This is a genomic window from Gallaecimonas sp. GXIMD4217 (assembly GCF_038087665.1).
Classification (GTDB): Bacteria; Pseudomonadota; Gammaproteobacteria; order Enterobacterales; family Gallaecimonadaceae; genus Gallaecimonas.
The window spans coordinates 2,610,312-2,631,691 of record NZ_CP149925.1; the positions used below are offsets into that span (position 1 = coordinate 2,610,312).

The 21,380-nt window shown below is 67.1% G+C and carries 16 protein-coding genes; 10 read left to right on the forward strand and 6 right to left on the reverse strand.

The features are described 5' to 3' along the window. Nucleotides 1-564: 564 nt before the first annotated feature. The 6 genes from WDB71_RS12725 (at nucleotide 565) to WDB71_RS12750 (ending at nucleotide 6,342) form a co-directional block, all read left to right on the forward strand. Complete coding sequence (locus tag WDB71_RS12725) at nucleotides 565-1,440, forward strand: thrombospondin type 3 repeat-containing protein (RefSeq protein WP_341501963.1); 876 nt, start codon at nucleotides 565-567, stop codon at nucleotides 1,438-1,440. Nucleotides 1,441-1,560: 120 nt separating this feature from the next. Continuing rightward, a complete protein-coding gene (locus tag WDB71_RS12730; RefSeq protein ID WP_341501964.1) occupies nucleotides 1,561-2,394 on the forward strand; it encodes a M48 family metalloprotease in 834 nt (277 codons plus the stop codon). Between the two features lie 65 nt (nucleotides 2,395-2,459). Then, nucleotides 2,460-4,025 (forward strand): PepSY domain-containing protein, encoded by a 1,566-nt coding sequence (locus tag WDB71_RS12735; RefSeq protein WP_341501965.1) that lies wholly within the window; start codon nucleotides 2,460-2,462, stop codon nucleotides 4,023-4,025. 57 nt (nucleotides 4,026-4,082) lie between these two features. Further along, on the forward strand, nucleotides 4,083-5,306 hold the full coding sequence (locus WDB71_RS12740) for a cysteine desulfurase (RefSeq protein WP_341501966.1): 1,224 nt from the start codon (nucleotides 4,083-4,085) through the stop codon (nucleotides 5,304-5,306). Beyond that, nucleotides 5,306-5,713 (forward strand): SufE family protein, encoded by a 408-nt coding sequence (locus WDB71_RS12745; protein ID WP_341501967.1) that lies wholly within the window; start codon nucleotides 5,306-5,308, stop codon nucleotides 5,711-5,713. The genes WDB71_RS12740 and WDB71_RS12745 overlap by 1 nt, the downstream gene beginning before the upstream one ends. Nucleotides 5,714-5,790: 77 nt before the next feature. Then, a complete protein-coding gene (locus WDB71_RS12750) occupies nucleotides 5,791-6,342 on the forward strand; it encodes a GNAT family protein (protein ID WP_341501968.1) in 552 nt (183 codons plus the stop codon). Between the two features lie 61 nt (nucleotides 6,343-6,403). On the opposite strand, the gene erpA is transcribed toward WDB71_RS12750, so the two are convergent. The 3 genes from erpA to clcA are packed head-to-tail and all read right to left on the reverse strand — an operon-like array spanning nucleotide 6,404 to nucleotide 8,797. Next, nucleotides 6,404-6,745, reverse strand: a complete 342-nt coding sequence (gene erpA, locus WDB71_RS12755) for an iron-sulfur cluster insertion protein ErpA (protein WP_341501969.1) — start codon at nucleotides 6,743-6,745, stop codon at nucleotides 6,404-6,406. A gap of 55 nt (nucleotides 6,746-6,800) precedes the next feature. Further along, complete coding sequence (locus tag WDB71_RS12760) at nucleotides 6,801-7,424, reverse strand: DUF6776 family protein (protein ID WP_341501970.1); 624 nt, start codon at nucleotides 7,422-7,424, stop codon at nucleotides 6,801-6,803. Then, a complete protein-coding gene (gene clcA / locus WDB71_RS12765; RefSeq protein ID WP_341501971.1) occupies nucleotides 7,421-8,797 on the reverse strand; it encodes a H(+)/Cl(-) exchange transporter ClcA in 1,377 nt (458 codons plus the stop codon). The genes WDB71_RS12760 and clcA overlap by 4 nt, the downstream gene beginning before the upstream one ends. 156 nt (nucleotides 8,798-8,953) lie before the next feature. On the opposite strand from clcA, the gene WDB71_RS12770 reads away from it, so the two are divergent. The 4 genes from WDB71_RS12770 (at nucleotide 8,954) to WDB71_RS12785 (ending at nucleotide 14,334) form a co-directional block, all read left to right on the forward strand. Further along, nucleotides 8,954-9,979, forward strand: a complete 1,026-nt coding sequence (locus WDB71_RS12770; protein ID WP_341501972.1) for an aspartate carbamoyltransferase — start codon at nucleotides 8,954-8,956, stop codon at nucleotides 9,977-9,979. A gap of 15 nt (nucleotides 9,980-9,994) precedes the next feature. Further along, nucleotides 9,995-11,275, forward strand: coding sequence for a glutamate-1-semialdehyde 2,1-aminomutase (gene hemL / locus WDB71_RS12775; RefSeq protein ID WP_341501973.1), 1,281 nt, complete (start codon nucleotides 9,995-9,997; stop codon nucleotides 11,273-11,275). A gap of 109 nt (nucleotides 11,276-11,384) precedes the next feature. Then, nucleotides 11,385-12,455, forward strand: coding sequence for an FIST N-terminal domain-containing protein (locus WDB71_RS12780; protein WP_341501974.1), 1,071 nt, complete (start codon nucleotides 11,385-11,387; stop codon nucleotides 12,453-12,455). A 22-nt stretch (nucleotides 12,456-12,477) separates the two neighbouring features. After that, nucleotides 12,478-14,334 (forward strand): EAL domain-containing protein, encoded by a 1,857-nt coding sequence (locus WDB71_RS12785; RefSeq protein WP_341501975.1) that lies wholly within the window; start codon nucleotides 12,478-12,480, stop codon nucleotides 14,332-14,334. Between the two features lie 3 nt (nucleotides 14,335-14,337). Here WDB71_RS12785 and egtB read toward each other — a convergent pair whose 3' ends face one another. The 3 genes from egtB to hrpB all read right to left on the reverse strand — a co-directional run bounded on the left by egtB (nucleotide 14,338) and on the right by hrpB (nucleotide 21,352). Further along, nucleotides 14,338-16,473 carry an ergothioneine biosynthesis protein EgtB gene (egtB, locus tag WDB71_RS12790; RefSeq protein WP_341501976.1) on the reverse strand — a complete coding sequence of 712 codons (2,136 nt, stop codon included), beginning with the start codon at nucleotides 16,471-16,473 and terminating at the stop codon, nucleotides 14,338-14,340. 122 nt (nucleotides 16,474-16,595) lie between these two features. Continuing rightward, the gene (gene mrcB / locus WDB71_RS12795; protein WP_341501977.1) at nucleotides 16,596-18,902 is read right to left on the reverse strand and encodes a penicillin-binding protein 1B; all 2,307 of its coding nucleotides are present in this window, start codon (nucleotides 18,900-18,902) and stop codon (nucleotides 16,596-16,598) included. After that, a complete protein-coding gene (gene hrpB / locus WDB71_RS12800; protein ID WP_341501978.1) occupies nucleotides 18,899-21,352 on the reverse strand; it encodes an ATP-dependent helicase HrpB in 2,454 nt (817 codons plus the stop codon). The genes mrcB and hrpB overlap by 4 nt, the downstream gene beginning before the upstream one ends. Between the last annotated feature and the right edge of the window lie 28 nt (nucleotides 21,353-21,380).

Genomic DNA, 21,380 nt, shown 5'->3' on the forward strand with positions numbered 1-21,380 from the left:
CCGCCGGCCCCTGACCGCCACACCGGCACCAAAGGCAAATTACTTGTAAATCAGATAGCTAGGTCAATGGCATGACTATTGCCTAATTCGCTCCAGTGCGAGCCTTCTGTGAATGCTTTAGTCAAGGGATCTACAGCCCAGGAAAACGAAGATTGCAATCAGAGCTGATTTTTTTGAAAGGAGGATAGAAAAGCCGCCCTTGACCGGGCGTAACCCGATGGAGGAAAGACCATGTCCACTACATTAACGGGCATCTGGCCGTGGCGATTATTGAGACGCCTTGGCCTGGCAATGCTGCTGGCCATTTCTAGCCAGGCTTATGCCGTCTCGGTAACCCAGGCCGAAATTGTCCCAGGGGCCACCTTTTTCTATATCCCCATTCCACCCGATGAAGACCACCCTGATAGGGGGTTCGTTAAGCTGCAAGTGAGTTTGGATACAGCTGACCCCGGCTCCTTTGAATTTATTTCTCACCTCACCAAGCTGGGACCTGACCCTGAGCCCTTTGTCTGTGAAATACGAGTCTTTTCAGATGGCCCCGAAGTCATGTTTGACGAAAACACCATGACCTGGCTAGTTGAGCTGCGCCTGTTTGAATTCACAGATGACTGTTTTGGCCCAGGCTTTGAAGATGCGCTTTGGCAGCTCTTTGTTGGTGCTGGCGAGCCCGGTAGCCAGGATGTTCTCCAGATAGAAGCCCTGGGCTCCCCGATACTGATCCTGGCCCCAGATGCCGACAGCGACTTCGACGGCATTGTTAACGCCGAGGATAACTGCCCCTTGCATTTTAATCCCGACCAGGCAGATAGCGATGGCGACGGTATTGGCGATGCCTGCCCGGACTCGGACGGCGACAGCTATCCGGACGATATGGACAACTGCCCCAATGATTTCAACCCATTCCAGGAAGATGGCGACGGCGACGGCACAGGTGACGCCTGCGAGCCGGACAGCGACGGCGACGGCATCATCGACGATCTCGACAACTGCCCCGATACGGCCAACCCCGGCCAGGAAGATGGCGACGGCGACGGCATTGGCGACGTCTGCGACAACTGCCCCACCACGTCCAACCCCGGCCAGACAGATGGCGACGGAGACGGCATTGGTGATGTCTGCGACAACTGCCCCGACACCCCCAACCCCGGCCAGCAGGATGGCGACGGCGACGGCATTGGTGACGCCTGCGAGCCGGACAGCGACGGCGACGGCGTGAACAACGACATCGACAACTGTCCCGACACCCCCAACCCGGACCAGCAGGATCTCGATGGCGACGGCATTGGCGACGCCTGTGACGCCATGTCACCACCTGTGCTAAACAACCCGGGAGCGAACAGGGTGCTCCGTGATGACGACGGCGACGGCGTGCCCAACAACAAGGACAAATGCCCGGCCTCGGCCGACCCGGACAATGTCGACAAGAAAGGCTGCCCCTGAGCCCTCCAGGCGGGCGGTAACGCCCGCCTGTTCCTGAACTGCTTAGCAAGGGCCTGGTTACACAGCCAGGCCCCCTGCCGATCCATTGACAAGACGGCGCTGGCACCCCATATCCAGGGTATGAAGATCTGGTTGCAAAGCCTGGCCCTGCTGGCCGCCCTGCTGCTGATCATGGCCCTGGCCAGCCATTGGCTGCTGGGCATCGAGCTGTGGCTGGCGCTGCTGATGGGCGCCGGGGTGATACTCTTTCTCGGTCCCCTGGGCTCGCCCCAGCTGATGCTGCGCCTGCACGGCGCCAGGCCGCTGCGGCCCGGCGAGGCGCCGGCCCTGGAGGCCATGGTGTTGACCCTGGCCCGGCGCGCCGGCCTGGCGCAGGTGCCCAGGCTGTACCTGCTCCCCTCGCCCCGGCTCAACGCCCTGGCCCTCGGCACCGAGAAGGACGGCGCCCTGGCGGTGACCCTGGGCCTGCTCGACAGCCTGCCGCCCCGGGAATGCTTCGCGGTGCTGGCCCACGAGATGAGCCACCTGGCCCAGGGCGACGTGCGGCTGATGACCATGGCCGACATGCTCAGCCGCATGACCGCCCTGCTGGCCAACCTGGCCTTCCTGGTGGTGCTGCTGCTGTTCCCCTTCTGGCTGTTCGGCACCCTGGCCATCTCGCCCCTGGCCCTGCTGCTGTTGATGCTGGCACCCCTGGTGAGCTCACTCTTGGTGCTGGCCCTGTCCCGGACCCGGGAGTTCGCCGCCGACGAGGGCGCCGTCCGCCTCACCGGCGATCCCGAGGCGCTGATCCTGGCCCTGGAGCGGCTGGAGCGCATCGAACGTCCCTGGTGGCAGGGGCTCTGGTCCCGCACCCAGCCCAGCACCCTGCTGCTGACCCATCCCCCCAAGGCCCAGCGTCAGGCCAGGCTGGCCCGGCTGCCCAACCAGCCGCACCTGCACTGGCCCCATTAGCAATGGCTGATCCGCATCCTAAATTGCGGTACCTTGGGACACGACCTGGCGAACCTGTACAGAAAGTGGCGATAACTTCCCGACTCAGACAATGGCACCGTTACCTGGCCCTGGTGGTGGGCATTCAGCTGCTGCTGTGGCTGCTGAGTGGCCTCTACATGGTGCTGGTGCCCCTGGACAGGGTCCACGGCGACCACCTGGTCCGGGAAGCCACCAGCAAGCAGGCCGTGACACCCCTGCCGCCCGGCGCCGTCGATGGCGAGCTGCTGGAGCTGCGCCTGGTCCAGGATCCCCTGGGTCCCCTCTACCTGGCCCGCACCGAACAGGGCTGGCAGCGCTTTGACGCCGTCACCCTGCAGGCCCTGGGCAGGCCCGACGCCAAGGAGATCCGTCGTCGCGCCCAGGCCCTCTATGCCGGCGAAGGAAATCCCGAGCTGAGCCTGTTGCCCCGGCACCCCAGGGAGCTGGGTGGTCGGCCCGGGCCGGTATGGCGGGCCGATTTCGACGGCCTCTTCGCTCCCAGCCTCTACTTCGACGCCGACACCGGCCTGCTCAGGGCCAAGCGCAGCGATCTGTGGCGCGCCTTCGATCTGCTGTGGATGCTGCACATCATGGACTACGACACCAGGGAGGAGGTCAACCATCCCCTGCTGCAGCTGGCCAGCCTGGCGGCGCTGCTGTTCGCCCTGGCCGGCCTCTGGCTGCTGGCGCGCCTCTGGCGCCAGCCCCTGCCCCGCCACCGGAGCTGGCTGCCCAGGCTGCACCGCTGGCTGGGGCTGGTGGCAGGCATCCAGCTGCTGCTGTGGTCCGCCGGCGGCCTGGTGTTCAGCCTGCTGCCCCAGGCCCAGGTCGCCGGCCAGGGGCTGATCCGCCACGACGATGGCCAGCACCGGCTGCGGATGCCTGAGCTGGGCGCGCTGCTGGCCCGCTTCCCGGGCCAGGACTGGCGCATGACCGGCGGCGACCATGGCGGCATCGTGCTTGCCAGTGGCGAGCGGCTGCGCCTGGATCTCAAGAGCGCCCCCCTCACCGAATACCAGGCCCGGGATCTGGCCCGGCATCATTACCGGGGCGAGCTGGTGGAGCTGGCCCTGGAGACGGAGGCCACCACCGCCAACCGCAAGTGGCCCAAGCCGCTGTGGCGGCTCGACTTCGAGGACGGCAACAGCCTCTACCTGGACGCCGTCACCGGCGCCCCCCAAGGCGTGCGCACCCCGCAATGGACGCTGTTCGATCTGTTCTGGATGCTCCACACCATGGACTACCTGGACCGGGATGACTTCAACCACCCGCTGATCTGGCTGTTCGCCCTGGGTACCCTGGTGCTGGCCCTGACCGGCAGCTGGATGCTGGTGCGGCGCCTGCCGCTGCCGGGCCGGCGCCTGGCCATCCGGGTCGGCGCCAGGCAGCAGCGAGCCCGGGCCGGCACCTGGCTGTTCGAGCAGCTGCCCGAGCTGCAGGACAAGGGCCAATGCGGCGGCGGTGGCGGCTGCGGCGGCTGCGTGGTGCGCATCGAGGGCGACGCCCCCGTCAGCCCGGAGGAACGGGCCCGTTTCAGCCAAAAGGCCCTGGACAGGGGCATGCGCCTGGCCTGCCAGCAGCGCCTCAGGGGCGATATCCGGCTGCGCTGACCCTTGCTTTAGGACGGCGCTTTGCCCAAGATCCTCTGGCCAAGCCCGAGGAACCCCATGAGCCAAGCCTTCGATCCCCTTGAACTGCGCCGCGCCTTCCCCGCCCTGGACCAGAGCGTCAACGACAGGCCGCTGATCTACCTGGACAACGGTGCCACCAGTCAGACCGCCCGGGCGGTGCTGGACGCCATGGACGACTACTACCAGGGCTGCCGCGCCAACGTGCACCGGGCCGGCCATGCCCTGGCCGCCAAGGCCACCACTGCCTTCGAGCAGGTGCGCCACCAGATCGCCGGCTGGCTCAGGGTGGAGAGCGAGCGTGCGGTGATCTTCAACCGCGGCACCACTGAGGCCATCAACCTGGTGGCCTGGGGCCTGCTGGACCGGCTGGGCCCGGGCGACGAGATCCTGGTCTCCACCATGGAGCACCACGCCAACCTGGTGCCCTGGCAGCTGGTGGCCCAGCGCAGCGGCGCCAGGGTCCGCCCCATCCCCCTGACCCAGAGCGGCGAGCTGGACATGGCCGCCTACCAGGCCCTGCTGGGGCCCAGGACCAGGCTGGTGGCCGTCTGCCATGCCTCCAATACCCTGGGGGTGATCAACCCGGTGGCCAGGATCTGCGAGCTGGCCCGCCGCCATGGTGCCCTGAGCGTCATAGACGGCGCCCAGGCCGCGCCCCACCTGGCCATCGACATCCAGGCCCTGGGCTGCGACTTCTACGTCTTCTCCGGCCACAAGATGTTCGGCCCCACCGGCGTCGGCGTGCTCACCGGCCGCCTGGCCGCCCTGGAGCAGCTCGAGCCCTGGCAGGGCGGCGGCGAGATGATCGACAGGGTCAGCTTCGAAGGCGTCACTTTCAACGCCCTGCCCCATCGCCTGGAGGCCGGCACCCCGCCCATCGCCGAGGTCATCGGCCTGGGCCGGGCCGTGGCCCTGGTCGAGGGCCTGGGCGATGGGGCCCGCCGCCACGAGCAACACCTGCTGGACCGGCTATGGCGGGGCCTGGCCCAGCTGCCGGTGCAATTATTGGGCCCCAGGGATCCCAGGGTCAGCCTGATCAGCCTCAGCGCCCCCGGGGTGCACCCCGGCGATCTGGCCCTGTACCTGGACGGCAAGGGCATCGCCGTACGCGCCGGCAGCCACTGTACCCAGCCGCTGCACTCGGCCCTGGGCCTCGACGGCTCGCTGCGGCTGTCCCTGGCTCCCTACAACACCGAGGACGAGGTGGACCAGGCCCTGGCCGCCCTGGCCGAGGCCCTGGCCCTCTTTGGAGACGACTGATGGAAAACCGCGCCAACAAACTGGCCGAAGACTGGGCCCTGCAGAAGAGCTTCGAGGCCCGCATGGCCTTCCTGGTCAAGCTGGGCCGCACCCTGGCGCCCCTGGCCGCCGAGGACAAAACGGGCGAAAACGAGGTGCGCGGCTGCGAATCCCGCACCTGGCTCAAGGTGGAGCTGAAGCAGGGCCGGCTGGCCCTGGCCGGCGACTCCGAGGCCCGCATCGTCAAGGGCCTGATGGCGCTGCTGCTCAGCCCCTACCAGGGCCAGTCCCCGCAACAGGCGCGCGGCTTCGACGCCCGCTCCTGGTTCGCCGAGCTGGGCCTGTCCCAGTACCTGAGCCCGTCCCGGGCCAGCGGCCTGGCGGCCATGCTGGACCGCCTGGAGGAGCGGCTCGACGAACTGAGTTGACCCTTGCCAGCACGTTCGCAAAGGCCGTAATCTGAAAAGCCCCTGAAAACAGGGGCTTTTTTGCCTAAGGAGTCGCAATGAAGTTACGTACGGATCGGCTGGAGCTCACCCAGATCACCCTTCAGGATTGGCCGCTGTTCCTGGCCCTGCACCAGGACCAGGAGGTCATGGCCCATGTGCGCGACCCCATGAGCGAGGCCGAGATCCGTGACCACTTCGAGCGACGACTGCCTCCCTGGCAGCAGGGCCGGGACCAGTGGCTGAGCCTGGTGATGACCGAAAGGGAAAGCGGCCGGCCGGTGGGCATCACTGGTTTCCGCTGTGACTGGGCTCCCAACTGCCAGGCGGAGCTGGGCTTTTTGCTGCTGCCGGAGCACCAGGGCCAGGGCTATGGCTTCGAATCCCTAGAGGCGCTGCTGGATTTCGCCTTCGACCGGTGTGGCTACCACAAGCTCACCGCCACCGTCACCAGCGGCAACCTGGCCTCGGCGGCTCTGCTGGAGAAGGCCGGCTTCCAGCGCGAAGGCTGCCTCAGGGAGCATTACCGGCTCCACGGCCGCTGGCACGACGATTGGCTGTACGGCCTGCTGGCCGCCGACCGGGCCGGCCTGGGCCAGCAGGCCGGGTGATGACGCCAGCCATAAAAAAACGCCGGCTGCAGCCGGCGTTTTTTCTTTCCCTCAGCTTCCCTTAAACGGAGAAGGAGGAGCCGCAACCACAGGTGGTGCTGGCGTTGGGGTTGTTGACGATGAAGCGGGAGCCCTGCAGGCCTTCGGTGTAGTCCACCTCGCCGCCCACCAGGTATTGCAGGCTCATGGGATCCACAACCAGAGTGACGCCTTCCTTTTCGATCAGGGTGTCACCTTCGTTGGTCTTCTCGTCGAAGGTAAAGCCGTACTGGAAGCCGGAGCAGCCGCCGCCGGTGACATAGACCCTGAGCTTGAGCTCGGGGTTGTGCTCTTCCTCGATCAGCACCTTCACCTTGCGGGCCGCCGCGTCGGTGAACTGGATGGGCATGGGTGCGTCGCTCATAGATACCTCTTAATCCCGCTTGAGGGGGCGATTATCCGATACCCGACCGGGGGGTTCAAGTATTCGACAGCGCCTGCCAGGCGATATGGCGCTTGCTGACCGGCAGCGGCCCCACCTTGATGCTCAGATCCAGGGTCTGGGGCTTGAAGCTTTCCGGCAGCCAGACTCGGCCCTCCAGCTCCGTCAGGTAGCGCACCTCGAACGGCAGCCAGTCCAGCTCCGGCTGGCCCTGGTCGCCCTGGCTGGCCTCCACCAGATCCAGGTCGAAGGGCAGCCCGGACAGGGTGCCGCTCAGGTTCATGGCCAGCTTGCCCTTGCGGGCATTGGGCCCCTGGCCCAGCAGGCGGATATGGAAACGGTAGGCACCGCCCCCTTCCGGGATCATGGCGATACGGTCCACCAGCACCACCTCGTCCTGGGGCTTCAAGGCCCGGCGGTACTGGCTGATGGCCAGCTCCGCCTCGGCCAGCTGCGCCAGCTGTCGTTTGAGCTGGGCCCTGAGCGCCTGGTTGCTGTTGTCGGTGACCTGGGCCCTGGCCTCGGCCAGGGTCCGGTCTGTCCTGGCCTCGTCGAGGCGGGCCCTGAGTTCGGCGTCGCCCAGGGCGGTGAGCCGGCCGAGGGCAAAGGCGGTGATCACCGCCGCCAGGGCCGCCAGCAGCAGCTGCTTGGAATGGCTCATGCCTTGGCCCTCTCCCTTTCCAGCATCCTTTTGAGCAGCTGCGCATAGAGGGGCTGGCCGCCCAGGGCCTGGGCCACCATGGTGGCGCCCAGGCAGGTCAGCAGCAGCGGCAGGATCAGCAGGTAGTTGTCGGTCATCTCTATGACCAGGATGATGCCGGTCAGCGGCGCCCTGACGGTGGCGGCGAACAGGGCGCCCATGCCGGCGATGGCGAAGGTGCCGGGCTCCAGGCCCCATTGCGGGAAGGCCGCCGACACCAGCTGGCCGAAGCCCATGCCGAACAGGGTGCCCAGGGTCAGCATGGGGGCGAAGATGCCGCCGGGCAGGTTGGCGCCGAAGCAGATCAGGGTGGTCAGCAGCCGCCCCAGGCACAGCAGCGCCAGGGTGGCGACGGTGAAGCTGCCCACCGTGATGTTGGGGATCAGATCCACACCACTGCCGGTCAGGGCCGGCATGTCCACGGTCAGCCAGCCCATCAGCGCGCCCATGGCCGCCACCAGGGCCACCCGCCTGGCCATGTTGTCGCCGTGCAGCTGGCTGTAGCCGTCCTGGGCCGCCTGTATGGCCTTGTTGAAGAAGATGCCGAAGGCGCCGAACAGAAAGCCCAGCAGCAGGAACAGCCACAGCGAGGCCAGGGCCGGCGGCGCATAGCTGGGCATTTCGATGATGGCGTCCTGGCTGTGGAAGGCCCGAAAGACGATGTTGGCCAGTATGGCCCCCATCAGCACGCACTTGACCGAGATGAGGTTGTAGCGGAACTGGGGGCGCATCTCCTCCACCACCAGCATGACCCCGGCCAGGGGCGCGTTGAAGGCGGCGGACAGGCCGCCGGCGGCGCCGGTGGCCAGCAGCATGTGGGCATTGTCCTTGGTGAGCCGGCAGATGTCAGCAATCATCCGCCCCACATGGGCGCCCATCTGGGTGGCGGGGCCGCCGCTGCCCAGCACCAGGCCGCCGCCCAGGGCCAGGAAGCCGCCGACCAGCTTCACCGGCAGCACCCGCCACCAGGGCAGCGGCCTGATGTTGTCCATGGCCCCTTCGATCTCGGGGATGCCGGAGCCGGCCGCCTCGGGGGCGAACCTGTAGGTGAGCCAGATGGCCAGGCCCGCCATCACCCCGCTGGACAGCGCCGCCAGCAGCCAGCGCGGCCAGCCGCTTTCGCTCCACAGGCTGATGCCGTTGGCCCGCCAGGCCAGCACCTGGTGCACGCCGTATTCGAACAGGGTCGCCACCAGGCCCGCCAGGACGCCCACCAGGGCCGCCAGCAACAACAGCCACACCGGCGTGATGTTCTGGGCCTTGAACAGGCGCACTATGCCACTGGGCTGGGCGGTACGCTCTTCCCGGGAGACGGCACTGGAGGCATCGGGCATGGGGTTGTTACAACGGGGTCCGCTAAATGATGGGCCATTATAACAAGTCAATTTCGGTTTCGTGACGACTCTTTGCGCGTCTATAATAGGCGCCCAGCCAGAGAGGCCCCAGGCTGGATCCCCAGGCCTGTCCTCGCCCACTTTCAGGACAGCACCATGAGCAACTTCGCCGGTACCCATATCCTTTCGGTCAAGCAGTTCGACCGCGACGCCATCACCGAGATCTTCTCCGTTGCCAACCGCATGGAACCCTACGCCCTGCGCCAAAAGCGCACCAAGGTGCTGGAAGGGGCCATCCTCGGCAACCTGTTCTTCGAGCCCAGCACCCGCACCAGGGTCAGCTTCGGCTGCGCCTTCAACCTGCTGGGCGGCATGGTCAGGGAGACGGTGGGCATGGCCAGCTCGTCGCTGACCAAGGGCGAGTCCCTGTACGACACCGCCAGGATGCTGTCTTCCTATTCCGACGTCATCGCCATGCGCCACCCGGACGCCGGCTCCGCGGCCGAGTTCGCCAAGGGCAGCCGGGTGCCCGTGCTCAACGGCGGCGACGGTCCCAACGAGCATCCCACCCAGGCGCTGCTGGATCTCTACACCATAGAGAAGGAACTGGCCTCCCGCGGCCAGGGCATCGACGGCATGCACATCGCCATGGTCGGCGACCTCAAGTTCGGCCGTACCGTCCATTCCCTGGCCAAGCTGCTGCGCCTGTACAGGAACATCACCTTCACCCTGGTGTCGCCGAAGGAACTGGCCATGCCCGACGAGGTGGTGGCCATCATTGAGGACGCCGGCCACCGGGTACGCATCACCAACAACCTGGAAGGCTCCCTCGGCGAGGCCGACATCTGCTACCTGACCCGCATCCAGGAGGAGCGCTTCCCGTCCCTGGAAGACGCCCGCCAGTACCGGGGCCGCTTCCGCCTCAACCAGGCCATCTACACCCAGCACTGCAAGTCCAATACTGTTATCATGCACCCGCTGCCCAGGGACTCCCGGGCCGAGGCCAACGAGCTGGACAACGACCTCAACGAGCACCCCAACCTGGCCATCTTCCGCCAGGCCGACAACGGCGTGCTGATCCGCATGGCCCTGTTCGCCCTGACCCTGGGCGTGGATCAGCTGCTGGAAAAGCACGAGGCGCCGGTGCTCTGGCATTCCGGCAAAGGCAGCGACCGCAACTGACAAACAAGGATCACCATGAGCCGCTCAGACGAACTCTTCGCCAAAGCCCGTCGCCGCATCCCCGGCGGCGTGAATTCCCCTGTCCGCGCCTTCAACGGCGTCGGCGGCACGCCGCTGTTCATCGAACACGCCGAAGGTGCCCGTATCTATGATGCCGACGGCAAGGCCTACATCGACTACGTGGGCTCCTGGGGGCCGATGATCCTGGGCCACAACCACCCGGCCATCAAGGAGGCGGTGATCAAGGCCGCCGAGAAGGGGCTGTCCTTCGGCGCCCCCACCGAGCTGGAAGTGGCCATGGCCGAGAAGGTCTGTGAGCTGGTGCCGTCCATGGAGATGGTGCGCATGGTCAACTCCGGCACCGAGGCCACCATGAGCGCCATCCGCCTGGCCCGGGGCTTCACCGGCAAGGACAAGATCCTCAAGTTCGAGGGCAACTACCACGGTCACGCCGACACCCTGCTGGTCAAGGCCGGCTCCGGCATGCTGACCATGGGCGTGCCCACCTCGCCGGGCGTGCCCGGTGATTTCGCCAAGCACACCCTGACCGTCGCCTACAACAAGCTGGACGAGGTCAAGCAGGTATTCGAGGAAGTGGGTGACGACATCGCCGCCATCATCCTCGAGCCCGTGGCCGGCAACATGAACTGCGTGCCGCCGGTGCCCGGCTTCCTGGAAGGCCTGCGCGCCATCTGCGACCAGTACGGCGCCGTGCTGATCTTCGACGAGGTCATGACCGGCTTCCGGGTCGCCCTGGGCGGCGCCCAGGCCCATTACGGCGTCAAGCCGGACCTGACCACCCTGGGCAAGGTCATCGGCGGCGGCATGCCGGTGGGCGCCTTCGGCGGCAAGCGCGAGATCATGGAGCACCTGGCCCCGACCGGTCCCGTCTACCAGGCCGGCACCCTGTCCGGCAACCCGGTGGCCATGGCCGCCGGCCTGGCCGCCCTGGAGGCGCTGTCCGCCGAGGGCAACGAGGCGCAACTGGCCGCCAAGACCGAGAAGCTGATCACCGGCCTCAAGGCCGCCGCCGACGAGGCCGGCATCCCCATGGCCATCAACCATGCCGGCGGCATGTTCGGTTACTTCTTTACCGACCAGGACAGCATCTCCACCTTCGAGCAGGTGCAGCAGTGCGACATCGAGCGCTTCAAGCGCTTCTTCCACCTGATGCTGGAAGAAGGTGTCTACCTGGCCCCCAGCGCCTTCGAGGCCGGCTTCCTGTCGCTGGCCCATACGGACCAGGACATCGACGCCACCCTCGAGGCGGCCAGACGCGTCTTCGCCAGGCTGTAAGGCCCTCGCCGCTCCCAGGAAAACCCCGGCCCAGACCGGGGTTTTCCTTTTTGCAAAACCGCCAGCCGCCATCTAGATTTGGCAATAACCCCAACCATTTCTGGTGTTTATGTTTTCCATCGGATGGAGCACCGAGGTCAGCGCCAAGCTGGTGGCAGAGGATCTCTACCAGGGTGCGGCCAGCCGCCTGGTCGGCAAACCCCAGTGGGGACTGCTCTTTGCCAGCGGCTTCCACGACGGCCAGCAGCTCTTCGACGCCCTCCGGGAACAGGCCGGCACCGAACTGCCCCTCTTTGGCGGCAGCTGCTGCGGCATCATCTGCCCGGCCGGTATCCATTACGGCGGCTACGAGGCCCTGTTGCTGCTGTTCAGTGACCCGGCACCAGACTTCCTGTCACTGGACCAGGGCGCCTTCGAGGCCGAACCTGTCCGCCGCTGGCTGGGCGACGACCACGCCCTGCTGTTCTTCGACCTGCTCGGCCACAACCTGGCCACCGCCATGGATGAACTGGACGGCTGCCACCTCAGTGGCGCCGCCATGCTCGGCGATCACCGCCTGAGCAGCAGCTTCGTCTTCGATGGCAACGGCTGCGTCAACGACCAGGTGGTGCTGGTCAAGGTGCCAGCCCCCAAGCGCCAGCGGATCAGCCACGGCTCGGACTCCGTCAGCCAGCCCCTCACCATCACCGCCGTCAGGGACAACTGCATCCTGACCCTGGACCACAGGCCGGCCCTGGAGCAGCTCAGGGAGTTCACCGGCCTGGCGCTGGCGTCCAGGGATAATCCCCTGGCCCTGCAGTTGTCCCTGGGGCGCCGTCACGACGGCGAGCAGCTCACCAGCCACCTGGTGGCCGCCCTGGACGACGCCAGTGGCGGCCTGGTGATGGCCATGGGTCATTTCCAAAAAGGCGAGCAGGTGGAAGTGATGCTGCGCAGCGGCCCGTCCATCTTTGCCGATATGGACAGGGCCCTGGGCCAGCTGGAGCCGGACCGTCCCAGCCTCTATATCGACTGTGCCGGGCGGACCAGCAGCTTCTCCGGCCTGGCCCGGGAAGAGGCACAGCTGCTGCGGGAGCGCCTGCAGCTGCGCACCGCCGGCTTCTTTTCCGGCGCCGAGCTGGCCACCCTGGCCGGCCGGCCGACGCTGATGAACTGGACGGGGGTGATGCTGCAATGGTGACCGGCAAAGGAGTGCACGGCTGATGGTCGATCCCAAGTCCCAGCAGCTCAGCCAGCGCCTGGCCCAGGCCCTGGCTGAACAGTCTTCCCTGGCCCAGGAGATCCGCCGCACCCGGGTGCTGGCCAGCCTGGTGCAGCAGGGTTACCGCCTGGCCGGCCAGTGCGAGAACAACACGAGGCTGACCCAGAAGCTGCTGCACCTGCTGCTCAAGGCCGCCATGGTCGACATGGTGGCCCTCTACGAGCTGCACAGGGGCGAGGCCAGGCTGCTGCACAGCCTTGGCCATTGGCAGGATCCCATCAGTCACCTTTCCCAGCCAAACGAGAGCCAATGCTGGCAAAAGGGCCAGCCCCTGCCACCCGAGCTGGCGCCGCTGATCAACGCCAATGAATGCCATCGCCTGCTCTACCACCAGCGCCCGGACTATGGCCTGGCCCTGGTGCTGGGCCTGAACCAGGGGGTGGGCGTCAGCCTCAAGCTGAGCAGGGACGATTTTGATTTCCTCGACTCGGTGTTGACCCTGCTCCAGGATCTGCTGGAGCGCTTCACCCTCAACAACAGGCTCAAGGCCCAGGCCACCCAGGATCCCCTGACCAAGCTGCCCAACCGCATCCTGGCCTTCGACCGCCTGCAGCAGGCCATAGACACCTTCAACCCCAGGAACAACCAACTGGTGCTGGTGTTCTTCCTGGATCTGGACAGGTTCAAGGACGTCAACGACATCTATGGTCACCACAGCGGCGACCAGTTACTGCGCATGGTCGGGCAACGCCTGGGCAACAGCCTGAGGACCGGGGACACCCTGGCCAGGCTGGGCTCGGATCAATTCCTGGTGATCCTCGATCACGCCAGCAAGCTCAAGACCGCCGACGTCATCGCCACCAACCTGCTGGACTGCTTCAAGACCCCCTTCAACCTGCTGAAAGGCCCGGTCAAGATCAATGCCAGCATCGGTATTGCCGTCTACCCGGGCGACGGCGACAGCGCCACCGTGCTGGTACGCAATGCCGACGCCGCCAGGCTCCAGGCCAGGGAAGACGGTGACAACCGCTACCGTTTCTTCACCCCGGCCATGAACAAGGCCATTTCGGCCCGGGTCAACCTGGAAAGGGCCCTGCAGCAGGCGCTGGCCAAGCAGGAACTGAGCCTGGTCTACCAGCCCCAGGTGGAGATCAGCACCGGCAGGGTATTGGGCGTGGAGGCACTGCTGCGTTGGCATTCGGCGGAGCTGGGCTCGGTGAGCCCGGAGCAATTCATTCCCCTGGCCGAGGAAGACGGCCTGATCAACCCCATCGGCCTCTGGGTGCTGGAAGAGGCCTGCCGCCAGCAGGCCGACTGGCTGGAACAGGGCCTGCGGCTGCGCATGGCAATCAATGTCTCCGCCAGGCAGCTCAGGGAGCCGAGCCTGGTGGACAACATCGAAATGCTGCTGCAGCGCTACCGGCTGCCGGCCTCGGGCCTGGAGCTGGAACTCACCGAACGGGTGGTGCTGGATGCCGGCCACGAGCAGACCAGGCAAAACCTGCAGGGACTGCAGGCGCTGGGATTGTCCCTGGCCCTGGACGACTTCGGCACCGGCTATTCGTCACTGCGCTATCTCAACGAACATGCCTTCCATTGCCTGAAGATAGACAAGGCCTTCGTCAGCCAGCTCCAGCATGGCGGCAAGGAAAAGACCCTGATCAGCGCCGTGATCGCCATGGCCCAGAAACTGGGGATCTGGGTGGTGGCCGAAGGGGTGGAAACCGAGGAACAGCTCACCCAGCTCAAGCTCATGAACTGCAACGCCATCCAGGGCTACCTGTTCGCGCCGCCACTGCCGCCCCGGGCCCTGCTGGAGGCCCTGACGGTGCGCGACGGCCATTGCTACCTGAATTAGCCTTCAGGTCAGTACGAAAATGCCGAACTGGGGCGCCTCGCTCAACCAGTGTCGTTCCACCTGCCAGCCGGCAGCGGCCGCCAGGGCCGAAAAGGAAGCCGGCGTGAACTTGTAGGAATTCTCCGTGTGCAGCCGCTCGCCGCTGCGGAACCGGAAGCTGTGGCCGGCCATCTGGACTATCTGATCCTGGCGGCTCACCAGGTGCATCTCCACCCTGGATTCCTTGCCGTTCCACAGCGCCAGATGGTCGAAGGCGGCCGGGTTAAAGTTGCCCAACAGCTCACGGTTGATGCGCCCGAGCAGGTTCTTGTTGAAGGCGGTGGTAACGCCCTGGCTGTCGTCATAAGCGTCCAGCAGCACCTGTTCCTCCTTGACCATGTCGACACCGATGATCAGCCTCGCCTCGGGACCCAGGAGGCCGCGCATACCGCTGAGCAGCCTCCTGGCCTGGCCCGGATCGAAGTTGCCTATGGTCGAGCCGGGGAAGAAACCGATCCTGGCCCGCTGCCCCAGGGAGGCCGGCAACGCCAGCGGCTGGGTGAAGTCCCCCTTGATGGGCATCACCGTCAGGCCGGGGTAGCGCCGGCGCAGGCGTTCGGCCGCCCCCTGCAGGGCATCTTCGCTGATATCGATGGGCACATAGGTATCGAGGCCGGGTCCGGCCTCCAGCAGCAGCCGGGTCTTGTCGCTGGCACCGCTGCCGAATTCCACCAGCACGGTTCCCTCTGGCACCTCGGCCATCAACGCCGGGGCTATCTGGCCCAGCAGCCTGGATTCGCTGCGGGTCAGGTAGTATTCGGGGAGACGGCAGATCTCCTCGAACAGCCTGGAGCCGGTCGCATCGTAGAAATACTTGGGCGGAAGCGCCTTGACCGCTGCCGACAACCCCTTCACCACATCCAGAGCGAAGTCGCTATCGAGCTGGCCCGCACAGGCCTGGGACACATCCCTGGCCAGGCGCACGCCGGCCTTGACCCAGCGCTGGTCGGGCTGGAAGAAGTTGCGGTAGCTGGGGCGAGAGTGGCCGCCGGGGGTAAGCTGGCTGCCGCCGCGCAGCACCATCTGGCCGGACATGAATTTGCCGTTGTACTCCCCCACGGCGCCGGCCGCGGCCCTGAAACCGGGATATGGCAGGTAGGCGCTGGCCGTCCACTGCCATGCGCAATCCTGCTGCTGCTCGAGGACGGCATCGACGGCGGCCATCTCCCATTCTGCCTCGGTCGGCAGCCGGGCCCCGGCCCAGCAGGCGAAGGCATCGGCTTCGTAGTAGCTGACGTGGCTGACGGGGGCTTCGGGATCCAGAGGCTTCAGGCCGCCCAGGCCGAACTCCCACCAGCTGCCGTCATTGCCCTGGCGCCAGTACAGGGGCGCCTGCCACCGCTGCTCCTGAACCAGGGCCCAACCGTCCGCCAGCCACAGTCCTACCCGCCGATAGCCGCCGTCTTCCATGAAGGCCAGCCACTGGCCGTTGGTCACCAGGCGCTCACTGATCTCGAAGGGCTGCAACCAGATCCTGTGGCGCGGCCCTTCGTTGTCGAAATGAAAGCCGGTGTCGAGCTCCTGGCCAATTTCCACCAGGCCGCCTGGGCGGATCCGGAAGCGGCCTGGCCCGCTGCCGGGAAGTGCCGGCCAGTTGTCGTCATAGGCGGGCGCCAGTGGCGAGCATGAGAACAGGTGCAACAGGTCCATCAGCAGCAGCTCCTGGTGCTGCTCCTCGTGGGCCAGTCCCAGGGCCAGCAGCCCCAGGGCATCGTCGTCGGCACCGGCCTGCAGCAATTCGACCATGTGCCGATCCACATGGCGGCGGTAGGCCAGCACCCGCTCCAGGCCGGGCCGGGTCAGCAGGCCCCGCTGTGGGCGGGGCTGGCGGGGCCCAAGGGCCTCATAGTAGGAGTTGAACAGGTAGGGGAAGTCGGGATCGAAGGGCCGGTAATGGGGCTGGCCCTGCAGCAGGAAGGTCTCGAAGAACCAACTGGTGTGGCCCAGGTGCCATTTGGCCGGGCTGGCGTCCGGCATGGACTGGACCACCATGTCCTCGGCGCTGAGCGGCGCCACCAGGGCCAGTGTCCTTTCTCGCACGGCCAGGTAGTCCCTTACCCTCTGGGTGTCCCCGGCCTGGTTTCCTTGCTGCTCTGCCATTATCGCCTTCCCTCTTCATGCGCCGACGGCGCCGGTCCCTCATGAAGCCTAGGCTAAGGTTCGGTTGCTACAGCAGTTTTTCGGCAAGGGACACGAAAAAGGCGCCCCGGGGCGCCTTTTCCTTACCAGCCGAACACCTTCTCCAGGAAACCCTTGACCTTGTCGCAGCCATCCTGGTCCAGGCCGCTGCTGTCGGCGGGCAGCAACCGGCCGCCCTTGCGGCAGGCGCCGTTGTAGCTGCCGTCGGCGGCGAAACGGGCATCCACTATGGCCTGCGGCGGCCGCAGCCGCAGGCTGATGGGCTGGCGGTAGTCCAGGTAGCGCCGGTACAGGCGCAGGGAGCCTGTGGCGCCGGTGAGGCCGGCCGGGCTGTTGTCGTCCTTGCCCAGCCAGATCACCACCAGATCCCGGGCGTCGAAGCCGGCGTACCAGGAGTCGCGGTAGTCGTCGGTGGTGCCTGTCTTGCCGGCCAGGACCAGGTTCGGGAAGCGCTGGCCCAGGCTCTTGGCGGTACCCCGGCGCACCACCTCGGTCATGGCGTAGTTGGTCAGGTAGGCGGCCTCCTCGGTGGTGGCGGCCCTGGCACTGCCATCAAGCTGGTAGAGCAGCTCGCCGTCGCCCGTGGTCACCGCCGATACCGCCGCCACCTCCTTGCGCAGGCCCCCCGAGGCCAGTCCCTGGTAGAGCTGGGCCACGTCCAGGGGCGACAGCGAGGCGGCGCCCAGGAACAGCGACGGGTAAGGCGGCAAGTCGGCATTCACGCCCAGCAGCCGGAAGCTGTCCAGCACCGTATCCACCCCCAGTTGCATGCCCAGGTTGACGGTGGGCACGTTCAGGGAATCCACCAGGGCGTCCACCAACGCTACCTGGCCGCGGTACTGCTTGTCGTAGTTCTTGGGCGCCCAGGTATCGCCGTCCGTGGACTGGAGGGCGATGGGCTGATCCAGCAGCACCGAGGCCAGGTTGTAGCGGCCCGGATCGGCCAGGGCGGTCATGTACACCACCGGCTTGGCCAGGGAGCCTATGGGCCTGTGGGCATCCAGGGCCCGGTTGAAGCCGGCGAAGTCCACGTCCTTGCCACCGGCCATGGCCTTGACCAGGCCGGAGCGCTTGTCGGTGACCACCACCGCCGTCTCCAGTTCCTTGCCCTTGAAATCGCGGCCGAACGACAGTGCCACCGCCTTCTCCAGGGCCTGCTGGGCCAGGGGCTCCAGGCCGGTGAACACCCGCACGCCCTGGGCATCGCCCACATAGCCGGCCAGGTGACCGTTCAGCTCGCGGCGCACCTTCTGCATGTAGGCCGGCACCGTGGTGGCGGTGAGGCGGCGCTCCTTGGTGACCCCCAGGGGCGCCCGGGCGGCCCGCTCGTAGGCCTTGCGGCCGAGCAGGTCGTGCTCCAGCATCAGCCGCAGGATCAGGTCCCGGCGCTCCCTGGCCCGCTCCGGATGACGGCGTGGATCATAGTAGGAGGGGCCCTTGATGATGCCCACCAGCAGCGCCATCTGCTCCGGCGCCAGCTCGGAGACCGGGCGACCGAAATAGAAGCGCGACGCCAGGCCGACGCCGTGCACCGCCTGGGCCTTGGCCTGGCCCAGGAAGATCTCGTTGAGGTAGGCCTCAAGGATGCGCTCCTTGTCATAGCGCAGGTCGATGATCAGGGCCATCAGGGCCTCGTTGATCTTGCGGCTCAGGCTGCGCTCGCGGGTCAGGAAGAAATTCTTGGCCAGCTGCTGGGTCAGGGTGGAGCCGCCCTGCACCGAGCGGCCGGCGCGGATGTTGGCCAGCAGTGCCCGGGCGATGGCCAACGGCGAGACGCCGTGGTGCTGGTAGAACTTGCGATCCTCCACCAGGATCAGCGTCTTGGGCAGCAGCTCGGGCATGTCCTTGAGGGGCACGAAGATGCGCTCCTCCTCGCCGGACTGGCTGAGCAGCTCCACCAGCACCGGCTCGATGCGCTCTATGGCCACCGGACGGCCGCTCTTCTGGTCGTAGACCTCCTCGACCCTGTCACCGGCGAACTCCACCAGGATGCGCCGTGCCCCCTCCCGGCCCTCGGGGAAGGCGAAGGGGCGGCGGTAGATCTCCACCTTGGCGCTGGAGGCCGAGAATTCACCGGGCTGATCGGGGTTGCGCACCTTGCGGTATTTCAGCAGCTTCAATTCGTCGACCAGCTGGTCCCGGCTCAGGGGCGCACCGGCGTAGAGGCTCAGGGGCCGGCCGTAGATCTGCGCCGGCAGCTGCCAGGTCTGGCCCTCGAACCTGTCCCGAACCACGCCGTCCAGGTAGATGGCGTACAGCGACAGCACCGCCACCATCACCAGGCTCAGCTTGGCCAGCAGCGGCCACCAGCGGCGCTTCGGTTGGGCTTTGCCTTTCTTGGCCTTCCTGGGGGCCGCCTTGCTGCGGCTTTTGCGTTGCTTGCTGGTCACGAATGCTGTCTCTGCTGCTGTTTCTTGGTAAAGCGGGTGGGCTTGGCCTGGGCCGGATCGTCCGGCCATTCATGCTTGGGATAGCGGCCCCGCATCTCCTTGCGTACCTCGGCGTAGCTGCCGGCCCAGAAGGCGGCCAGATCCGTGGTGATCTGCAGCGGCCGCCTGGCCGGCGACAGCAGGGCCAGTGTCACCACCACCTTGCCGTCGGCCACCCGAGGCGAATCCAGTTGACCATACATGGCCTGAATCGGCACTGACAGGGCCGGGGCCTGGCCGGGCACGTAGTCGATGGCAAAGCTCTGGCCGGTGGGCACCGTCAGCTTCCGGGGCAGGGCCTCGTCGAGGCGCTTGGGCAATGGCCAGGGCAGCGCCGCCTTCAAGGCGTCCAGCAGCGGCAGTTTCTGCAGATCCGCCTGCTTGCGGACGCTGCCGAGGAAGGGCCCCAGCCAGTCTTCCAGGGTCGTCAGCAGCGCCTGGTCGCCCAGATCGGGCCAGGACTCCTCCGCCAGCCAGTCCCGGGCGCACTGCACCCTGGCCTGGAGCTGGCGGCAGCCGTCGTCCCAGGGCAGCACCTGCAGGCCCTGGCGGCGGATCCAGTCGCACAGCGCCTGGCTGCGCTGCTCGTCGGTGAGGCTTTTCAGCGGCCGGGTCTCCAGCACCAGCTGGCCGAAGCGCAGCTCCTCGACGGCCAGCAGCCGGCCGGCCTGCTTGTCCCAGTCCAGGCGCGGCTGCCAGGCCAGGTGACCCTGCACCTCCGGCAGCCAGGTGGCCAGCGCCAGGGGGGCAGCCAGGCGGATCAGGCCGTCGCCGCCGCTGTCGCTGGCCGCCGCCACCACCAGGTGGGGCTGGCCCCAGAGCCGGTCCCCTTCCGCCAGCCTGGCCGCCCGGCCGGAGGCCATGCGGTAACGGCCAGGGGCAACCTCCCTGGCGACCCGCTCGGGAAAGGCCATGGCCAGCAGCAGGCCGGGCTCGGCCCTGTAGTCGTTCTGGGCTTTCAGCCGCCGCTGGTAGTGCTGGGCCTGGCGGCCGATGGGACTGGAGGCCTTGATCTGCGCCAGGCGCCCCTCGATGTCGGCGTCCCAGTTGGGGAAGGGATCCTTTTCCTCCAGCAGCGCCGCCAAGAGGCTGGCCTCGCGGATACTGCCGCCGGCCCGGCGCTCGGTCCAGCACAGCATATGGGCCAGGCGCGGGTGGCAGCCGAGCCTGGCCATGGCCCTGCCCTGGGCGCTGATCCGGCCCTGGTCGTCTATGGCATCCAGCGCCTGCAGCAGCGTCCGGGCAGCCTGCACCGCCTTGGCCGGCGGCGCGTCCAGCCAATCCAACTGGGCCGGATCGCCGGTACCCCAGGCGGCCAGCTCCAGCACCAGGGCACTGAGCTCGGCCTCCAGGATCTCCGGCTGGTCCTGGGGGGCCAGGGACTGCTGCTGGCTCTCGCCCCAGAGGCGGACGGCGACACCGGGCTCCAGGCGCCCGGCCCGGCCGGCCCGCTGGGTGCTGGAGGCCTGGGAGATGCGCACCGTTTCCAGCCGGGTCAGGCCGGTGCCGGGATCCACCTTGGGCCGACGGCACCAGCCGCTGTCGATGACCACCCGGATCCCTTCTATGGTCAGGCTGGTCTCGGCGATGGGGGTGGCCAGCACCAGCTTGCGCCGGCCCGGCTCGGGCGGCGCTATGGCCTGGTCCTGGAGGCGCCTGTCCAAGTCCCCGAACAGGGGATAGCAGTCCACGTCGTCCGGCAGCTGGCCTTCCAGGTCCCGCGCCAGGTAGCGGATCTCGCGGCCACCGGGCAGGAACACCAGTACCGAGCCGGGCTCGGCGGCCAGGGCGCCGAGGATCTGGCCACGGCAGAGATCCAGCCAGCGTTGGTTGGCCCTGGGCGCCACGTGGCGGATTGCCACCGGGTAGCTGCGGCCCTGGCTTTGCAGGCGCACGGCGCCGCCCAGGTGCTCGGCCAGGCGCGCCCCTTCCAGGGTGGCCGACATCACCAGCAGCTTGAGGTCGTCCCTCAGCCCTTGCTGCACGTCCAGGCTCAGGGCCAGGGCCAGATCCCCCTGCAGGTTGCGTTCGTGGAACTCGTCGAAGATGACCATGCCGACCCCTTCCAGCAGGGGAGCATGCTGCAGGCGCCGCACCAGTATGCCCTCGGTGACGATCTCCAGCCGGGTATCTGGCCCGACGGCACTGTCCTGGCGGGTGCGGTAGCCCACGCTCTGGCCGGGCTTTTCCCCCAGGCAGGACGCCAGGTAGCGGGCCAGGCTGCGGGCCGCCAGCCGCCTGGGCTCGAGCATCAGGATGCTCTGGCCGGCCAGCTCCGGCGCCTTGAGCAGCGCCAGCGGCACCTGGGTGGACTTGCCGGCACCGGGCGGCGCCTCCAGCACGAAGCGGCTTTGGCCGGCCAGCTTGGCCAGCAGTTCGGGAAGAATGGCGTTGACGGGAAGTTCGGACAATTGCAATGGTCGACGGATGGCCTCAGGA